This window comes from Shinella zoogloeoides, from assembly GCF_030733845.1.
GTDB lineage: Bacteria > Pseudomonadota > Alphaproteobacteria > Rhizobiales > Rhizobiaceae > Shinella > Shinella zoogloeoides_C.
Genome location: NZ_CP132311.1, coordinates 731,887 through 747,733, shown reverse-complemented (window position 1 = coordinate 747,733; position 15,847 = coordinate 731,887). Strand labels below are relative to the sequence as shown.

The following is a 15,847-nucleotide window of genomic DNA, read 5'->3' as shown; positions in this document are numbered from 1 at the left end:
CGGCGACATATTGTTGAAGGCGGCAGGCGGCGGCTGGCGGCTTAGCGCCACCAGCAACGCCATGGGTAGCCGGCAACCATTCTCGTGCAGGTGTATTTTTTTCCACACTTGTGGACGCCGACGACAAAATCCGTGCGCCGCATGTAACCAATCTCGCCGTATTGCGCCATCTGCGTTGCCGCGGCCACGGCGGACGCGGGGCAGCTCCCGCTCGATGCCTTCTTCGTCACTTCGCCTTGCTTTTTCTCGGCGGGCGGCAGCTTCGCCTCCCTGCGGATATCGACGCAGCGGCCGCCCTTTTCTTCCTGGTCGCGGCCACAGGCCAGAGGGCAAACCCGTGCCTTGCGGGCGCGCAAGGCGTTGAGCACGTCCGCGGTCGGTTCCAGCGCGGCAAGCTGCGCGCCGGAATGGCGCCTGAACAGGCCGAGGGCGCGGCGGCTGCCCGCTCCCCACACGCCATCGGCGCGGCCCACACTGCATCCAAGGCGGTTCAGTTCCTTCTGGACGGCGCGGACCGCCTCCAGATCAGGTTCCGTTTCCGTCGTCTCCGGCTGGTCCACGGTTTGCGGCAGGGCCGCGACTTCCTGGCCGGCCTCGGCGGCCTTGCGTTCCTCGGCTTCGCGTTTTGCCCGCGCGTCCGCCTCTGCCCTCGCCATCGCCGCGCTGCGCTTGTCGATCATCGCAATCTTCATGCGTGCGAGCGGCGCGAAGATGCCCTGCGGATATTGCGTGAGGTAGAGGGCGAAGTAGTCCTTGTCCTCGGCCTCCTTGATCGTGTCCCAATAGGCGAGCTCGACGCTGTTGTCGGGTTCCGCCTTCACCTTGTCATCGGGGGTTTTCGACGCATCCTCGGCGACCTCGGCCGGCTTTTCCACGGGGGCGCTCACCAGGACGACCTCGCTCGTCAGGGATGAATTGTCCCAGGGGACCTGGCGGCCGTTCGTCGCGGCCAGGACGTCCCGCCGGACCTTGACCAGGTCGCTGGTGACATCCTCGCCCGGCGTGCCGAGATGGCGCAGCAATGCGGCGGTGAAGGGCGAGTTTCGCTCCTTTCCGTCGAGCGCAACATTGCCCGGCTGCGTGGCGAAGGCGATGAGCGAGCCGATGCCGGTGCCCAGCTTCGCCAACCCCCGCCCGACCGATCCGGACCGCGTCCCCATCGAGCGGGCGAGATTGTCGACCAGCGGATTGTCGCGGCAGGCATCGAAGAAGAACAGGTTGACCTTCGCCGACCGCTCCATGGCCGACATGATGAGATTCATCGGCACCGTCTCGAAATCGAGGTCGATGGCGGAGGACAATTTCGCATCCACAGGGGCGAGATAGTTCTCCCCATTCACCTGAAGGCCATGGCCGGCATAATAGAAGAGCGCGATATCCGCGCCATCGAGCCGGGAAACGAAATCGCGGACCGTGTGCCGCACGCCGCTGAGGTCGAGATCGTGCCCGCTGACGACCTCGAATCCGAGACCGCGCAGCTTTTCCGCTATGTCGCTGGCGTCGTTGATGGGATTGGCGAGCGTCGGAGCAAATTTGTAGGCCGAGTTGCCGATGACGAGGGCCACACGTTTTTCCGCGCGGACGTCGCCGGAAAAGGCGACCAGGAACATTGCAACCAGAATGGAGATATATTTCACCGCGTCGCCCCCGCTACGCTTGCTATACGGTCCGGTCGCCCCGACTATTCGCCGTCCCTTGCAGGGAGGCTGTCACCTGTCCTACGCCCTGTCAATCTTGCGCTCCCCTGCAAACGATGATCAAAAGACGGCGGTCCAATTTCGGCCCAATAGGACTGGAATGTATCCGTTCGGGCTTTTCATTCCTTCAGTCAGGCTTCAAGAATAGCCCTGTGATTCGTCTTTTAGAGGTAGTTATGGGCCTTTGGTCTCCCTTAAAGCCGCTCCTGACAGCTTCGATGGCTGCCGCGGCAATGGTCGCAATGTGCACGGCGACGGCATCGGCCCAGCAGCCCGGTACGGTGAAATCGAACCATGGCGCCTGGTCGATCGTCTGCGACCAGCCGGCTGGCGCGTCCGGCGAGCAGTGCGCGCTGATGCAGAACGTTCTTGCCGAGGACCGGCCGGAACTCGGGCTTTCCGTCGTGGTGCTGAAGACCGCCGACCGCAAGGCGAAGATCCTGCGCGTGCTCGCCCCGCTCGGCGTGCTCCTGCCGAACGGCCTCGGCCTCAACGTCGACGGCAAGGATATCGGCCGCGCCTATTTCGTGCGCTGCTTCTCTGACGGCTGCTATGCGGAAGTCGTGCTGGAGGAAGAACTCCTGAAGACCTTCCGCTCCGGCGCGACGGCCACCTTCATCGTCTTCCAGTCGCCCGAAGAAGGCATCGGCATCCCCGTCGACCTCAAGGGTTTCGGCGAGGGCTACGACGCGCTGCCGTAAGCATCTGCCCGGCGGGCTTGCCGCCCGCCGCCGGGGGACTTACATGAACCCCGAATTCAAATGCCTGCGGAGCCTGCCATGAACACCGACCTCCTTTCCTTTTTCGATGCCGACGAGGCGTCCGTGCAGGCGGTGCTCAGGGAGACGCTGAAGGGGGCCGACGACGGCGAGCTCTTCCTGGAGCATGCGCAGGCGGAATCGCTTTCCTTCGACAACGGCCGCCTCAAGGGCGGCAGCTTCAACACGGACCAGGGTTTCGGCCTGCGCGCCGTTGCCGGCGAGGCGGTCGGCTATGCGCATTCCGGCGAGATGACGCTTTCGGCGCTGAAGCGCGCGGCGGATGCCGCGAGCGCGGTGACGCGCGGCTATTCCGGCGACTATGCCGATGCGCCTGTCGGCACCAACCGTCGGCTCTATACGCAAGACAACCCGATCGGCTCACCGAACTTCGAGGCGAAGGTGGCGCTTCTGACCGAGATCGACGCCTATCTGCGCGGCAAGGACCCGAAGGTGCGGCAGGTCACCGCCTCGATCGCGGCGAGCTGGCAGGTCGTCAACATCCTGCGCGCCGACGGGCACCGCGTCACCGACGTCAGGCCGATGACGCGCGTCAACGTTTCCGTGGTCGTCGGCGAGGGCGACCGGCAGGAGACCGGCAGCTACGGCATCGGCGGGCGCACCACCTTCGACGCCTTCCTGACGGAGGAGAGCTGGCGCTCGGGCGCCGACGAGGCGCTGCGCCAGGCGCTCGTCAATCTCGACGCCGTCGAGGCGCCGGCGGGCACGATGGACGTGGTGCTGTCGTCCGGCTGGCCGGGCGTCATGCTGCACGAGGCGGTCGGCCATGGCCTCGAAGGCGATTTCAACCGCAAGAAGACATCCGCCTTTGCCGGGCTGATGGGCGAGCAAGTGGCGGCAAAAGGCGTCACCGTCGTCGACGACGGCACGATCGACAACCGCCGCGGCTCGATCACCGTCGACGACGAGGGCACGCCTTCGGCCTACAATGTGCTGATCGAGGACGGCAAGCTGGTCGGCTACATGCAGGACCGGCAGAACGCCCGCCTCATGGGCATGAAGGCCACCGGCAACGGCCGCCGGCAGGGTTATGCCTATCGCCCGATGCCGCGCATGACCAACACCTACATGCTCTCCGGCGACAAGACGCCCGAGGAGATCATCGCCTCGGTGAAGAACGGCATCTATGCCGTCTCCTTCGGCGGCGGGCAGGTGGACATCACCTCCGGCAAGTTCGTCTTCGGCTGCACGGAGGCCTATCTCATCGAAAACGGCAAGGTGACGGCGCCGGTCAAGGGCGCGATGCTGATCGGCAACGGGCCGGACGCCATGCGCCGCGTCTCGATGATCGGCAACGACACGAAGCTCGACACCGGCATCGGCAATTGCGGCAAGGCCGGCCAGTGGGTGCCGGTCGGCGTCGGCCAGCCGCATCTCAGGATGGACCAGATCACCGTCGGCGGCACGAAGGCCTAGCGACCGCAAGACCGCTGCGCACCTTGCGAAGCGCCTCACACGCCGTCTCCACCCTTCGCTGCCATGCGATCGAGAAGCCACGTCCGGAAGGCGCGTGCTTCCGGCGAGAGGCGCTTGAAATCGCGTGCGACCAGCCAATAGGCACCGAAGGGAATGGAAAGGGCGAAGGGCTGCACGAGGCGGCCTTCGGCGATGTCGTCCGCCGCGAAGGAACGGTCGACCAATGCAACGCCGTGCCCGCGCAGCGCCGCCTGCAGCACCAGATTGCCCTCCGTGAAAATCTGGGCGCGCCCGAGCGAGGCGTCCGGCAGGCCGGCGGCGGCAAACCAGCGGTGCCAGGCGCTGCGGTTCTCCTCATGCAGCAAGGTGTAGGCCAACAGGTCGGCCGGCGCGTTCAGCGGCGGGCCGTCCTCCGCCAGGCAAGGCATGACCACAGGCACCATTTCCACCTCGGCAAGGCGCTCGGCCTGAACGCGGGGCCAGGCACTCGCGTCCGCACCGTGGCGTATGGCGATCTCGGCCTCGTGCCTGCGGAACTCGATGAGCCGGCCGTCTGATTGGACGACGACGTCGATCTCCGGGTGGTCCGATTGAAAATCGTCGAGATGCGGCACGAGCCAGCAGGCGGCGAAGGACGGCTCGGCGCTGATCTCCAGCACCCCTCCTCCGCGCCGGCCGCGGATTTCCGCAAGGCCTGCATCCATCGCATCGAAGGAACGGGAGAGCACGTCGAGGAGCGCCTGTCCGTCGGGCGTGAGGCGGACGCTGCGGTGGCGGCGCTCGAAGAGCGGCTTGCCGAGTTCGGCTTCCAGTTCCTTCACCTGCCGGCTGACGGCGGCCTGCGATACGGCAAGTTCGTCGGCGGCCAGCGTGAAGCTTGCGAGCCGGCCCGCCGCCTCGAATGTCCTCAGCGCCGTCAGGGGCAGCCGTCCGCGTTTCATGACATAACCTCAAGTCATCTGAAATCGACGATAAACTCGTTTGAGGAAAGGTGGCAAGCGGGCGGACAATCCGGGCCAGTCAACAGTCCTGGAGGACAGGAACATGTTCTGCTCCGTCACCACGATCTTCATGGAGGTCGTCCGCATCCTAACTTTTCAGACCGGACGGCCCGCGCCGCCCCGCCACAGGAAAGCCGTTGTTAACCACTCGGATACCGACCGGGTGCGATAACGGCCGAAAGACACCGTGAAGGAAGATGAAGACGACATGCCGATCCGCAGCACCATGCGACAGGGGCTGAAGCGCGCCGTGATCACGGGCGGGCTCGAGGTCGCGCATCTGGCGGGACGGGCCGGACTGATGGCCTCGGCCCGCGGCATGGGCGCGATCTTCACGCTGCATCATGTGCGGCCCAAGGTGCCGCAGGCCTTCGATCCGAACGCCCATCTGGAGATCACGCCGGACTTCCTGGACGTGGCCATCGAGCACCTGAAGGAGGAAGGCTACCAGTTCGTGGCACTCGGCGACATGCCGGCGCGGCTAGCCATCGCGCGGGCCGGCGAGCGCTTCGCCGCCTTCACGCTGGACGACGGCTACCGCAACAATGCGGTGCATGCCCAGCCGGTCTTCACGCGGCACAAGGTGCCGTTCACGGTATTCGTCGCGCCCGGCTTCGCCTCGAAGACCCATGGCATCTGGTGGGAGACGCTGACCGAGCTGCTGCGTGCCGCGCCGCATCTCGAATTCGACTTCGGCTCCGGCCCGGTCATCCTGCCCCTCGCCACGCCCTTCCAGAAGCAGGCGGCCTATAGCCGCTTCGCGCGGTTCATCCAGTCCGAGACGGACGAGGCGGCGGCTATCGAAAGGCTGGACGCGGCCGCCAAAGCCCATGGCATCGATCCGCTGATGCTCACCGAACGGCTCGTCATGCGCGAACCGGAGCTGAAGAGCCTCGTGCTCAACCCCCTCGCCTCGATCGGCGGCCACACGGTGAGCCATCGCGCGCTGGCGCGGCTCGGCGACGAGGACGCGCGGCGCGAGATGGACCAGTCGGCCGAGCGCATCGCCGCGATCACCGGCCAGCGCCCCGAGACCTTCGCCTATCCCTATGGCGACCGCGCCGCCGTCTCGCCGCGCGAGCACCGGCTTGCCAAGGACCTCGGCTTCCGCGTCGCGGTGACGACGGAGCCCGGCACGCTCTCGCCACGCTCCTTCGACGCGCCGACCGCGCTCCCCCGCATCTCGCTGAACGGCCTCTACCAGAAGCCGAAATATGTCGGCGCCCTCGCCTCGGGCATCCCGTTCAGGCTGCTGCGACGGTAGGCTTTGGCGGCGGCGCTCGTCATGCTATGATCGGCGCCTAGGAGATCACCCGATGCTTGCCCTTCAACTGCCCGCCGATATCGAAAAGCGCCTCGACGACGTCGCCCGCAAGACCGGGCGCAGCAAGAGCGACTACATCCAGGACGTCCTGGTCGAGCATCTGGACGACCTTTTGGACCTGCAGGTCGCCGAGGAAAGATTCCGCGAACTCCAGAAGGGGGAAGCGGGCACGCGTTCCCTCGGCGACGTGATGAAATCCCATGGCATGGAGAATTGAGCTCCATCTGGGAGCGGAGAAGGAACTCGACAAGGTCGGCCCCGTCGCGGCGCGCCGCATCCTGCGCTTCCTTCACGACCGCATCGCATCCCTCGACAATCCCCGCGTCGTCGGCCAGGCGTTGAAGGGATCGGAGCTCGGCGAATTCTGGAAATACCGGGTCGGCGACTATCGCGTCATCGCCCGGATAGAGGATTCCGTCGTCACGATCTTCGTGGTTCGCATCGGCGACCGCAAATCCGTCTACCGCTGAACACTTTCACGGATACATCCGCACCTTCGTCCAGCCCCGGCCGTCTTCGGTTCGGCGGAATTCGACGCGGTCGTGCAGGCGGAAGGGGCGGTCGTGCCAGAACTCGATGGAGACGGGTTTCAGGCGGAAGCCGGACCAGTGCGGCGGGCGGGGAATCTCGCCGATCGCGTAGCGTGCGGTATATTCGGCGACCGCCTTTTCCAGCGCGAAACGGCCTTCGAGCGGGCGCGACTGTTTTGAAGCCCAGGCGCCGATGCGGCTGCCGCGCGGGCGGGAGGCGTAATATTCGTCGGCTTCGGCATCGGTGACGATCTCGATATCGCCGCGCACGCGCACCTGCCGGCGCAGCGATTTCCAATGAAAGCACATCGCCGCCTTGCGGGCGCCGAGGATCTCCACGCCCTTTCGGCTCTCGAAATTGGTGTAGAAGACGAAGCCCCGCTCGTCGAAACCCTTCAAAAGCACCATGCGCACATTCGGCAGGCCCGTCTCGTCCACGGTGGCGAGCGCCAGTGCGTTCGCGTCGTTCGGCTCGCTCCTGCCGGCCTCTTCGAGCCAGGTCGCGAACAGGGCATAGGGTTCGTTTTCCTCGGTGAAGTCACCGCTTGTTAACGCATTTTCGCTCATATTCGATTCAATGCCGATCTATCTAGCTGTATGAGGCAGTCTGGAGTGAAAGTCATAGCAAAGACGCGACCGGAGACAAAGCAATACTGGACGCGCTGCCTGGGGGTTGCCGCGGTCATGATGTCCGGTGCGGTTCTCTCCGGCTGCATGAGCGGTCTCGACCTGTTTTCCGACAGCAATGTCGACAAGACGGTGCGCACCAGCACCGTGTCGAACGGCAATACCGAACGCCTGACCGACGAGATCACCGTGCGAAACGCCGTGTCCTCGGCCGATATCCTGCGCAGCGGCGGGAACCCCATTCCGTGGGCGAATTCGGCCTCCGGCAGCGCCGGCGTCATCAGTTCCATCGCGGAGAACCACGACACGGCCGGCCGGACCTGCCGCGATTTCGTGACGACGAAACATTCCTACCAGGGCATCGCCAGCTTCACCGGCCGCACCTGCATGGGCAGCTCCGGCGAATGGCTGCTGCTCGCCTTCGACCGCCAGGGTTGACCGTATTCAGAGCATGTTTGCACTTTTTCAACCCTGACCCGTAACCGGCGGTTAGGACGTTCGTCGCTACCATGAACGGTAAAACGGAAACGGGTGGAAGTTATGCGTGATCCCTATTCGGTCCTCGGCGTCAAGAAGAGCGCCGGGCAGGAGGAAATCAAGGCCGCCTGGCGCTCGCTGGCGAAAGCCGTGCATCCCGACCAGAATCACGACGACCCGCTGGCAACCGTCCGCTTCACCGAGGCCGGCCGCGCCTACGATCTCCTGCGCGATCCCGACAAGCGCAGCCGCTACGACCGCCAGCAGCGCGAGGCAGAGCTGCGCCGCATGGAGCAGATGCGCCGCCAGCAGGCCGAACGCAAGGCCAAGCCCGAGGCCCCGCGCATGTCCAGCGAGGATGCCGAGGACATGATCGCCCGCATCTTCGGCGTCGATTCCCGCGGCCAGCCGGCCGACGCGAAGCAGGCACGCCCGCAGGCCCAGGCACAGACGCAGACGGGCACGGCGCAGGCGCAGGACGTCCGCAAAACCGCCGACGAGACCGCCGTCGACGATGGCCCGTCGGCGCGCGGCAGCGCGCCTGCCGCGGCGCTCATCTCCGCCATCATCCGCCGCATCCGCGGCAGCCGCGCCAAGGTCGACAAGGCGCCCGACCTCGTCGCCGACGTCACCGTCACGGTCGAGGACATCCTCAACCGCGTGCGCCCGAGCATCGAGACGCCCGAGGGACAGACGATCCGCGTGCCGATCGGCGCGGGAACGACGGACGGGCAGGTGATCCGGCTCAAGGAGGCTGGCCACCGCATCGAGAATCTGAGGCGCGGCGACGCGGTGATCACCGTGCGCGTCGCCCCCGGCCGCTTCCGCACCGACGGCTTCGACCTCAAGGTCGACCTGCCGGTCACCATCGAGAATGCCGTGCTCGGCTGCGAGACGACGATCGACGGGCCGCTCGGCCCGCTCACCGTCACGGTTCCGGCCTGGTCCGGTTCCGACCAGGCGATCCGCATTGCAGGCGAAGGCCTTGCCAAGGAAAACGGTGAGCGCGGCGATCTCATCGCCGAAATCCGCCTGCTCCTGTGGGAAAAGCCGGATGCCAAGATGATCGACCTGATGCGCTCGCTGCGGGAAGGCCTTTACCTTTAATCGATTTATGACCCTTGCGTGAAAGATGCACCCATTGTTACGGATGCTAACAGTTCCTGAACCCTCACGCGCTTGAACCGCATTGCCGCCTATGCCATAGGCAATTTCGACTTATTTCAAGCAATTCCGAACACGCCGCCGCTTGGCGCTTTTTGCTGGAATTGCTTCTAGCTATCAGGGGGCAAACCATGGTTCAGGCATCTGGTCTGATGAAGGGCAAGCGCGGCGTCATCATGGGCGTCGCCAACAACCGCTCCATCGCCTGGGGCATTGCCAAGGCAATCCACGCGCAGGGCGGCGAAATCGCCTTCACCTATCAGGGCGATGCGCTGAAGAAGCGCGTCGAGCCGCTGGCCGCCGAAATCGGCGCGGTGCTGGCCGGCGACTGCGATGTTTCCGACGAGGCGTCGATCGACGCGGTCTTCGACAATATCGAGAAGATGTGGGGCAAGATCGACTTCATCGTGCATGCCATCGGCTTTTCCGACAAGGACGAGCTGACCGGCCGCTATGTCGACACCACGCCCGGCAACTTCGCCAAGACGATGCAGATCTCGGTCTATTCCTTCACCTCGGTCGCGCGGCGGGCGGAAAAGCTGATGACCGACGGCGGCGCGATGCTGACGCTGACCTATTACGGCGCAGAGAAGGTCATGCCGAACTACAACGTCATGGGCGTTGCCAAGGCCGCGCTCGAGGCGAGCGTGAAGTACCTCGCAGTCGACCTCGGCCCGAAGAACATCCGCGTCAACGCCATCTCGGCCGGCCCGATCAAGACGCTCGCGGCCTCCGGCATCGGCGATTTCCGCTATATCCTCAAGTGGAACGAGTACAATGCGCCGCTGCGCCGCACCGTCACCATCGAGGAAGTTGGCGATGTCGGCCTCTACCTGCTGTCGGACCTGTCGCGCTCGGTGACCGGCGAGACGCACCATGCCGACAGCGGCTACCATGTCATCGGCATGAAGGCCGTGGACGCGCCGGACATTTCCGTCGTCAAGGACTAATCGCCGGGACGTTGCCTTGCTCATCTACATGATCCGCCACGGCCAGACCGCGTGGAATGCAGAAGGCAGGCTGCAAGGCCAGAAGGACATCCCGCTCAACGATACCGGCCGCCAGCAGGCGGCCGGCAACGGCCTCGCCCTCAAGGGCATTCTCGGCAAAACGGTTTCCGACTTCGACTTCGTGGCAAGTCCGCTCGGGCGCACGCGCGAGACGATGGAGATCCTGCGCCGCGCCATGGACCTTCCTCCCCTCGCCTACCGCACCGATCCGCGCCTCGTCGAACTCTCCTTCGGCGACTGGGAAGGCCATACGCTCGCGGAACTGCGGGAGAGCACGCCGGAGCGGGTGGAAGAACGCGGACGGGCCAAATGGAACTTCATCCCGCCGGGCGAAGCGGCGGAAAGCTACGAGATCCTCTCGTGGCGCATCGGTTCCTTCCTCGCCGACGTGACGCGGCCCACGGTCTGCGTCAGCCATGGCGGCGTCTTCCGCGCGGCCTTCCGCCTTTACGGCATGGATGAGGAAGAAGCGGCCAACACCCCGATCCACCAGGACCGTATCCTGCGCCTCGACGGGACGGGGATGAACTGGCTGTAGATATCTCCAGGCGGAGCGTGGGGCTTTACCCCCCTCTGCCCTACCGGGCATCTCCCCCTCAAGGGGGGAGATTGGCAGGAGGCAAGAACCTAACTCGAATAGCAGCGTTTGAGATGGGCGAAGCGGTGCCCCATCCGATCTCCCCCCTTGAGGGGGAGATGCCCGGCAGGGCAGAGGGGGGTGTGCCAAACTCGCCCGCGCCTTACTGAAGAACTTCGAGATCGTTGATGACGCGCTTGCCGTCGACTTCGGTGTAGAACACCAGCACCTTCACGCCCGGTTCCAGCCCCTCGAAATTGAATTCTTCCGGCGCCTGGTACTTCTTGCCGTCGTCGAGCGACAGGCTGAGATTGGTCGTGTCCACATTGGTGATCACGGCCTCGACGTCGGCGCTTTCCGCGGAAGCGGCGAGCGGCGAAAGGAAAACGGCCATAGCCATCAGTGCAGCGATCAGCAACCGCATCGTACGAACCCCTGGAAATGAATCAGTCTTTTTGCCGGTCACGTCAGATGCCCCCCAAATATGGCGAAATTCGCCCGTTCCATGCCCCAGATGGAATGGATGGCCGGAAAGGGACGGCGAATCAAGGCGGCCCACGGCGTCATCCCCCGGATTGTCGGACAAATCCGCCTCCCCTTTGACGGGGCGCAAGGTACGAGCGGGGAAGTACAAGTATTTCAGTTGCTTATAAATGCAATTTTAAGGGAGCCTCCCGTACGGTTTCGCCACAACCGGGGACTTTCTTCTTGCCTTTGACCGACGCCATCCAACGCTATCTGGCGTCGCTTGCCGAGTGGGCACGCCCCTCGCTCGTTCCCGCGGCGATCGCCGGCTGCGTCATCCTCACGGCAAGCATCCTCTACGAGCGGCAGAACGAAGCCGTCTACCGCAACGAACTGCAAAGCCATGTCGCGGGCGACCTCGCGCTGGTCAGCGCCCGGCTCCAGAGCGAGGTCAACAGCGACGTCGTCGCGCTGCGCAGCGTCGCCAACATGTTCGCCGTGGCGCCGGAACAGGCGACGCTGCAATTCAATGTCTTCGCCCGCAAGCTGATGCTGCAGAACACCCATTTCCGCCGCGTAGGCGTGGCCCCCGCCGCAAAGGTCGCCCAGGCGTTTCCGACCGATGCGGGCGAGCATTATCTCGGCACCGATTTCAACCGCTTCCCCTCCTTCCGCCGCGCCGCCCAGGCCGACCGCTCGCGCGGCCGGCCGCTGATGTTCGGCCCGGTCGAATTCGCCAGGGGCGGACGCGGCTTCAATCTCTTCATGCCTGTCTTCACCAATGTCGAGGCGCGGCACTATTTCTGGGGTTACATCGACGGGCTGATCGACGAGCGCAAGCTGTTCACCGATGCCGGCCTGATCGACCCGACCCGCCACCGCCGGCCCGGCATGCCGCAGCACGAGCCCGATATCGAGCTTGCCATCCGCGACGTCAGCGTGCCCGACAACATCGTCGATCCGTTCTTCGGCGATGCCGATGTCTTCGAGAACGAGCCGGTGGTGCAGGTGCTCGACTTTCCCGGCGGCCGCTGGGAGCTCGCCGCCATTCCGTCGAAGGGCTGGCATCATCCGCCGGAAAACCGCACGCAGGTCCGGCTGAGCATTATCGCCGCCGCCCTCGTCATCATCGTACCGATCTTCCTGACCGGCGGTCTCGTCGGCGAGCGCCAGCGCAACATCGCCCGCATCAAGGCGCGCGAGCGGCAGGTGCAGTCTCTCTCGCAGCGCCTCGACGTCGCGCTCGATGCCTCCAAGATCGGCATCTGGGAAATCGAGCTTTCGACCGGCGCGCGCAACTGGGATGCGCAGATGCACCGGCTGCACGGTTTCCCGGAGAACGAGACGCCGCACGATGCGGAATGGCGCTCCGTGCTCCATCCGGACGACGTCGCCATCGCCAAGGGCGAAATGGACCTCATCCGCGCCGGCGGCAACGACTACAAGTCGCAATACCGCATCCTCATGCCCGACGGCAGCTGGCACTATATCCGCAATGTCGGTTCGCGCCTCGTCGGGCCGAACGGCGAGGAGAAGCTGACCGGCATCAGCTGGGACGTCACCGAGGACGTGCTGCTCAACCAGGCGCTCCAGAGCGCCAAGGAGCATGCGGAAATCCAGAACACCGAGCTTGCCAAGCTCACCCGGCGCCTCGACCTCGCGCTCGATTCCTACCAGTGCGGCCTATGGGAGGCCGATCTCGACCGGGAGCAGACGCTGTGGGACGCCCGCATGCACCAGCTCTACGGCCTTACCTACACCGACGGTCTCGTCACGCGCGAAGCCTGGCTCGGCGTCATCCATCCGGACGACCGCGGCGCCATGATCGAGAATGTCGACCGCTGCATCGAGCAGGACCTGCCCTATGTGCACGAGGCGCGGATCCTGTTGCCTGGCGGGGCCGTGCGCCATGTGCGCTCCGTCGGCAAGATCCATCACGGCCCGGACGGCCGCAAGCTGATCGGCATCGCCTTCGACGTGACGGAGGACGTGATCCTCAAGGAGAACCTCAAGGCGGCGAAGAAACAGGCGGACGCCAAGAACATCGAGCTGGAACAGGCCAAGGACCGCATCGAGCACAATGCGCTGCACGACCCGCTGACCGGGCTCGGCAACCGGCGCAAGCTCGACGACGAGCTGACAGGCATCGCGGAGCGCAGCATGGGCGCGGACGTGCATGTCGGCATCCTCCACATCGACCTCGACCGCTTCAAGCAGATCAACGACACGCTCGGCCACGCCGCCGGCGACGCGCTGCTGGTGCACGCCTCGCAGGTGCTGCGCTCTTCCGTGCGCAAGGGCGATCTCGTGGCGCGCATCGGCGGCGACGAATTCGTGGTGGTGGTCGGCGACATGACCGACCAGGCCTATCTCAGCGCGCTCGCCCGCCGCATCATCGGCCTGATGCAGCAGCCGGTCGATTACGAAGGCCATCTCTGCCGCTTCGGCGTCAGCATCGGCATCGCGCTTGCCGAAGGCCGCGCGGTCGACACGGCAAAGCTGCTCGTCAACGCCGACATCGCGCTCTACCGCGCCAAGGCGCTCGGGCGGGGCCGGCACGAATTCTTCACCGAGGCGCTGCAGGCCGAGATCATCTCGAACAAGCGCATCGCCGACGACATCCTGGCGGGCATCGAGAACAACGAATTCGTGCCCTACTACCAGCCGCAGATCGATGCCGGCACGCTGAAGCTCGCCGGGGCCGAGGCGCTCATCCGCTGGAACCATCCGCGCGACGGGCTGCTCACCCCCGACCGCTTCCTCAAGATCGCCGAAGACCTCAACGTCATGGCGACGCTCGACCGGATCGTGCTGGAAAAGGCACTTCTCGACTGCGCCCGCTGGGCGGCGCAGGGCCTCATCATGCCGAAGATCTCGGTCAACGTGTCGGCCCGGCGGCTGCGCGACGAGAGCCTGGTCGAGAGCCTGACGGGACTTTCGATCCAGCCCGGCCAGATTTCCTTCGAGCTGGTGGAATCGATCTTCCTCGACGAAAGCGACGACGTGGTGCTCTCCAATATCGAGCGGATCAAGGCGCTCGGCATCGACATCGAAATCGACGATTTCGGCACCGGCCATACCTCCATCGTCAGCCTGCTGAAACTGAAGCCCAAGCGGCTGAAGATCGACCGCCAGCTCGTCGCGCCCATCCTTTCCTCGCACAACGAGCAGGCTCTGGTGCGCTCTATCATCGAGATCGGCCGCTCGCTCGGCATCGAGATCGTCGCGGAAGGCGTGGAGACGATGGAGCATGCCGAAATGCTCGGCCTGCTCGGCTGCGACCTGTTGCAGGGCTACGCCTTCGCCAAGCCCCTCTCCCGCGAGGCCTTCCTGGCCTTCGGCAGCGAGATGCGCTGGGCGCTGGCTTCATAAAGATTGGCGGGTTTCATACCCCCCTCTGCCCTGCCGGGCATCTCCCCCTCAAGGGGGGAGATCGGCAAGAGGCGGGAACCTCGCTCAAATTGCAGCGTCCACGATGGTCGCGACCTCGCTCCATCCAATCTCCCCCCTTGAGGGGGAGATGCCCGGCAGGGCAGAGGGGGGTGAGCCACGACATCGGACACCGAAAAGAACAGCACTGGAGACCATCCTCGTGTCGCGAAACCCTTGTCCCGCCCCCGCCTTTTCCACTAAGAGAGGGCACAGTTTCTTTCGGGTCCGGGTCCGCTCATGTCGCACAACACCTTCGGTCACCTTTTCCGCGTCACCACCTGGGGCGAAAGCCATGGGCCGGCGCTCGGCTGCGTGGTGGACGGCTGCCCGCCCGGCATTCGCTTCACGCTCGCCGAAATCCAGGCCTGGCTCGACAAGCGCAAGCCCGGCCAGTCGCGCTTCGTGACGCAGCGCCGCGAGGACGACCTCGTCAAGGTGCTGTCCGGCGTGATGCTCGACGACGACGGCGAGACGATGATCACCACCGGCACGCCGGTCTCCATGCTGATCGAGAACACCGACCAGCGTTCCAAGGACTATGGCGAGATCGCGCGGCGCTACCGCCCCGGCCATGCCGACTATGCCTATGACGTGAAATACGGCATCCGCGACTATCGCGGCGGCGGCCGCTCCTCCGCCCGCGAGACCGCCGCGCGCGTCGCCGCCGGCGGCCTTGCCCGCAAGGTGGTGCCGGGGCTGACCGTGCGCGCCGCGCTGGTGCAGATCGGCAAGCACAGGATCGACCGCAACAACTGGGACTGGGGTACGGTGAACGACAACCCGTTCTTCGCGCCCGACCCCGCCATCGTGCCCGTCTGGGAAGAGTATCTCGACAGCATCCGCAAGGCCGGTTCCTCGGTCGGCGCGGTCGTCGAGGTCGTCGCCGAGGGCGTGCCGGCCGGCATCGGCGCGCCGATCTACGGCAAGCTCGACCAGGACATCGCCTCGCTGCTGATGTCGATCAACGCCGTCAAGGGCGTCGAGATCGGCGAAGGTTTCGGCGCCGCCGAGCTCACCGGCGAGGACAATGCCGACGAGATGCGCATGGGCAACGACGGCAACCCGATCTTCCTGTCCAACCATGCCGGCGGCATCCTGGGCGGCATTTCCACCGGCCAGCCAGTCGTCGCCCGCTTCGCCATCAAGCCGACCTCCTCGATCCTCACCGAGCGCCGCTCGATCGATGCCGACGGCAACAATGTCGACGTGCGCACCAAGGGCCGGCACGATCCGTGCGTGGGCATCCGCGCCGTGCCGATCGGCGAGGCCATGGTCGCCTGCGCCATTGCAGATCATTATCTTCGCGACCGCGGCCAGACCGGCCGCCTGAAATAACCGCCGCCTGAAA

The 15,847-nt window shown here is 65.3% G+C and carries 15 protein-coding genes and 2 pseudogenes; 13 read left to right on the top strand and 4 right to left on the bottom strand.

Annotated features, from left to right (window positions below; translation table 11 throughout):
* Positions 1-41 precede the first annotated feature (41 nt).
* A complete protein-coding gene (locus Q9316_RS04605) occupies positions 42-1,637 on the bottom strand; it encodes a caspase family protein (protein ID WP_306034066.1) in 1,596 nt (531 codons plus the stop codon).
* Positions 1,638-1,873: 236 nt separating this feature from the next.
* Here Q9316_RS04605 and Q9316_RS04600 point away from each other — a divergent pair, with 236 nt between their 5' ends.
* Together Q9316_RS04600 and tldD are read left to right on the top strand one after the other, a co-directional pair.
* Complete coding sequence (locus tag Q9316_RS04600) at positions 1,874-2,398, top strand: invasion associated locus B family protein (protein ID WP_371877954.1); 525 nt, start codon at positions 1,874-1,876, stop codon at positions 2,396-2,398.
* 78 nt (positions 2,399-2,476) lie between these two features.
* Complete coding sequence (gene tldD, locus Q9316_RS04595) at positions 2,477-3,892, top strand: metalloprotease TldD (protein ID WP_306034064.1); 1,416 nt, start codon at positions 2,477-2,479, stop codon at positions 3,890-3,892.
* Between the two features lie 35 nt (positions 3,893-3,927).
* Here tldD and Q9316_RS04590 read toward each other — a convergent pair whose 3' ends face one another.
* Entirely contained in the window at positions 3,928-4,833 is a 906-nt protein-coding gene (locus tag Q9316_RS04590; RefSeq protein WP_306034063.1) for a LysR substrate-binding domain-containing protein, read from the bottom strand.
* A gap of 268 nt (positions 4,834-5,101) precedes the next feature.
* Between Q9316_RS04590 and Q9316_RS04585 the strand changes: the two genes are divergently transcribed.
* From Q9316_RS04585 to Q9316_RS04575, 3 genes are read left to right on the top strand one after another with little or no spacing between them, the layout of a single operon-like run.
* Positions 5,102-6,157, top strand: coding sequence for a polysaccharide deacetylase family protein (locus Q9316_RS04585; protein WP_306035207.1), 1,056 nt, complete (start codon positions 5,102-5,104; stop codon positions 6,155-6,157).
* Positions 6,158-6,209: 52 nt separating this feature from the next.
* Positions 6,210-6,434: a type II toxin-antitoxin system RelB family antitoxin gene (relB, locus tag Q9316_RS04580; protein ID WP_306034062.1), complete on the top strand. Its 225-nt coding sequence runs from the start codon at positions 6,210-6,212 to the stop codon at positions 6,432-6,434.
* Entirely contained in the window at positions 6,418-6,687 is a 270-nt protein-coding gene (locus Q9316_RS04575) for a type II toxin-antitoxin system RelE family toxin (protein WP_306034061.1), read from the top strand. Before relB ends, Q9316_RS04575 begins: the two co-directional genes overlap by 17 nt.
* A gap of 6 nt (positions 6,688-6,693) precedes the next feature.
* Here Q9316_RS04575 and pdxH read toward each other — a convergent pair whose 3' ends face one another.
* The gene (gene pdxH, locus Q9316_RS04570; RefSeq protein ID WP_306034060.1) at positions 6,694-7,314 is read right to left on the bottom strand and encodes a pyridoxamine 5'-phosphate oxidase; all 621 of its coding nucleotides are present in this window, start codon (positions 7,312-7,314) and stop codon (positions 6,694-6,696) included.
* Between the two features lie 45 nt (positions 7,315-7,359).
* On the opposite strand from pdxH, the gene Q9316_RS04565 reads away from it, so the two are divergent.
* The 5 genes and pseudogenes from Q9316_RS04565 to Q9316_RS25820 all read left to right on the top strand — a co-directional run.
* Positions 7,360-7,812, top strand: coding sequence for an RT0821/Lpp0805 family surface protein (locus Q9316_RS04565; RefSeq protein WP_306034059.1), 453 nt, complete (start codon positions 7,360-7,362; stop codon positions 7,810-7,812).
* 102 nt (positions 7,813-7,914) lie between these two features.
* Complete coding sequence (locus tag Q9316_RS04560) at positions 7,915-8,958, top strand: DnaJ C-terminal domain-containing protein (RefSeq protein WP_306034058.1); 1,044 nt, start codon at positions 7,915-7,917, stop codon at positions 8,956-8,958.
* A gap of 188 nt (positions 8,959-9,146) precedes the next feature.
* Complete coding sequence (fabI, locus tag Q9316_RS04555; protein ID WP_306034057.1) at positions 9,147-9,965, top strand: enoyl-ACP reductase FabI; 819 nt, start codon at positions 9,147-9,149, stop codon at positions 9,963-9,965.
* A gap of 16 nt (positions 9,966-9,981) precedes the next feature.
* A complete protein-coding gene (locus Q9316_RS04550) occupies positions 9,982-10,563 on the top strand; it encodes a histidine phosphatase family protein (protein WP_306034056.1) in 582 nt (193 codons plus the stop codon).
* Between the two features lie 22 nt (positions 10,564-10,585).
* Positions 10,586-10,754, top strand: a pseudogene (locus tag Q9316_RS25820) (bifunctional diaminohydroxyphosphoribosylaminopyrimidine deaminase/5-amino-6-(5-phosphoribosylamino)uracil reductase RibD); the annotation flags it as partial.
* A gap of 11 nt (positions 10,755-10,765) precedes the next feature.
* Here Q9316_RS25820 and Q9316_RS04545 read toward each other — a convergent pair.
* On the bottom strand, positions 10,766-11,026 hold the full coding sequence (locus tag Q9316_RS04545) for a DUF1344 domain-containing protein (RefSeq protein ID WP_306035206.1): 261 nt from the start codon (positions 11,024-11,026) through the stop codon (positions 10,766-10,768).
* 284 nt (positions 11,027-11,310) lie between these two features.
* On the opposite strand from Q9316_RS04545, the gene Q9316_RS04540 reads away from it, so the two are divergent.
* The 3 genes and pseudogenes from Q9316_RS04540 to aroC all read left to right on the top strand — a co-directional run bounded on the left by Q9316_RS04540 (position 11,311) and on the right by aroC (position 15,834).
* Positions 11,311-14,439, top strand: coding sequence for a bifunctional diguanylate cyclase/phosphodiesterase (locus Q9316_RS04540; protein WP_306034055.1), 3,129 nt, complete (start codon positions 11,311-11,313; stop codon positions 14,437-14,439).
* 15 nt (positions 14,440-14,454) lie between these two features.
* Positions 14,455-14,626 (top strand): annotated as a pseudogene (locus Q9316_RS25650) (bifunctional diaminohydroxyphosphoribosylaminopyrimidine deaminase/5-amino-6-(5-phosphoribosylamino)uracil reductase RibD); the annotation flags it as partial.
* 110 nt (positions 14,627-14,736) lie between these two features.
* Complete coding sequence (gene aroC / locus Q9316_RS04535) at positions 14,737-15,834, top strand: chorismate synthase (protein ID WP_306034054.1); 1,098 nt, start codon at positions 14,737-14,739, stop codon at positions 15,832-15,834.
* Positions 15,835-15,847: the final 13 nt, after the last annotated feature.

Coding starts and splice junctions, on each gene's coding strand:
- aroC (WP_306034054.1), top strand. CDS start 14,737: ATGTCGCACAACACCTTCGGTCACCTTTTCCGCGTCACCACCTGGGGC.
- Q9316_RS04575 (WP_306034061.1), top strand. CDS start 6,418: ATGGCATGGAGAATTGAGCTCCATCTGGGAGCGGAGAAGGAACTCGAC.
- Q9316_RS04560 (WP_306034058.1), top strand. CDS start 7,915: ATGCGTGATCCCTATTCGGTCCTCGGCGTCAAGAAGAGCGCCGGGCAG.
- Q9316_RS04545 (WP_306035206.1), bottom strand. CDS start 11,026: ATGCGGTTGCTGATCGCTGCACTGATGGCTATGGCCGTTTTCCTTTCG.
- Q9316_RS04600 (WP_371877954.1), top strand. CDS start 1,874: ATGGGCCTTTGGTCTCCCTTAAAGCCGCTCCTGACAGCTTCGATGGCT.
- tldD (WP_306034064.1), top strand. CDS start 2,477: ATGAACACCGACCTCCTTTCCTTTTTCGATGCCGACGAGGCGTCCGTG.
- Q9316_RS04585 (WP_306035207.1), top strand. CDS start 5,102: ATGCCGATCCGCAGCACCATGCGACAGGGGCTGAAGCGCGCCGTGATC.
- pdxH (WP_306034060.1), bottom strand. CDS start 7,314: ATGAGCGAAAATGCGTTAACAAGCGGTGACTTCACCGAGGAAAACGAA.
- fabI (WP_306034057.1), top strand. CDS start 9,147: ATGGTTCAGGCATCTGGTCTGATGAAGGGCAAGCGCGGCGTCATCATG.
- Q9316_RS04590 (WP_306034063.1), bottom strand. CDS start 4,833: ATGAAACGCGGACGGCTGCCCCTGACGGCGCTGAGGACATTCGAGGCG.
- relB (WP_306034062.1), top strand. CDS start 6,210: ATGCTTGCCCTTCAACTGCCCGCCGATATCGAAAAGCGCCTCGACGAC.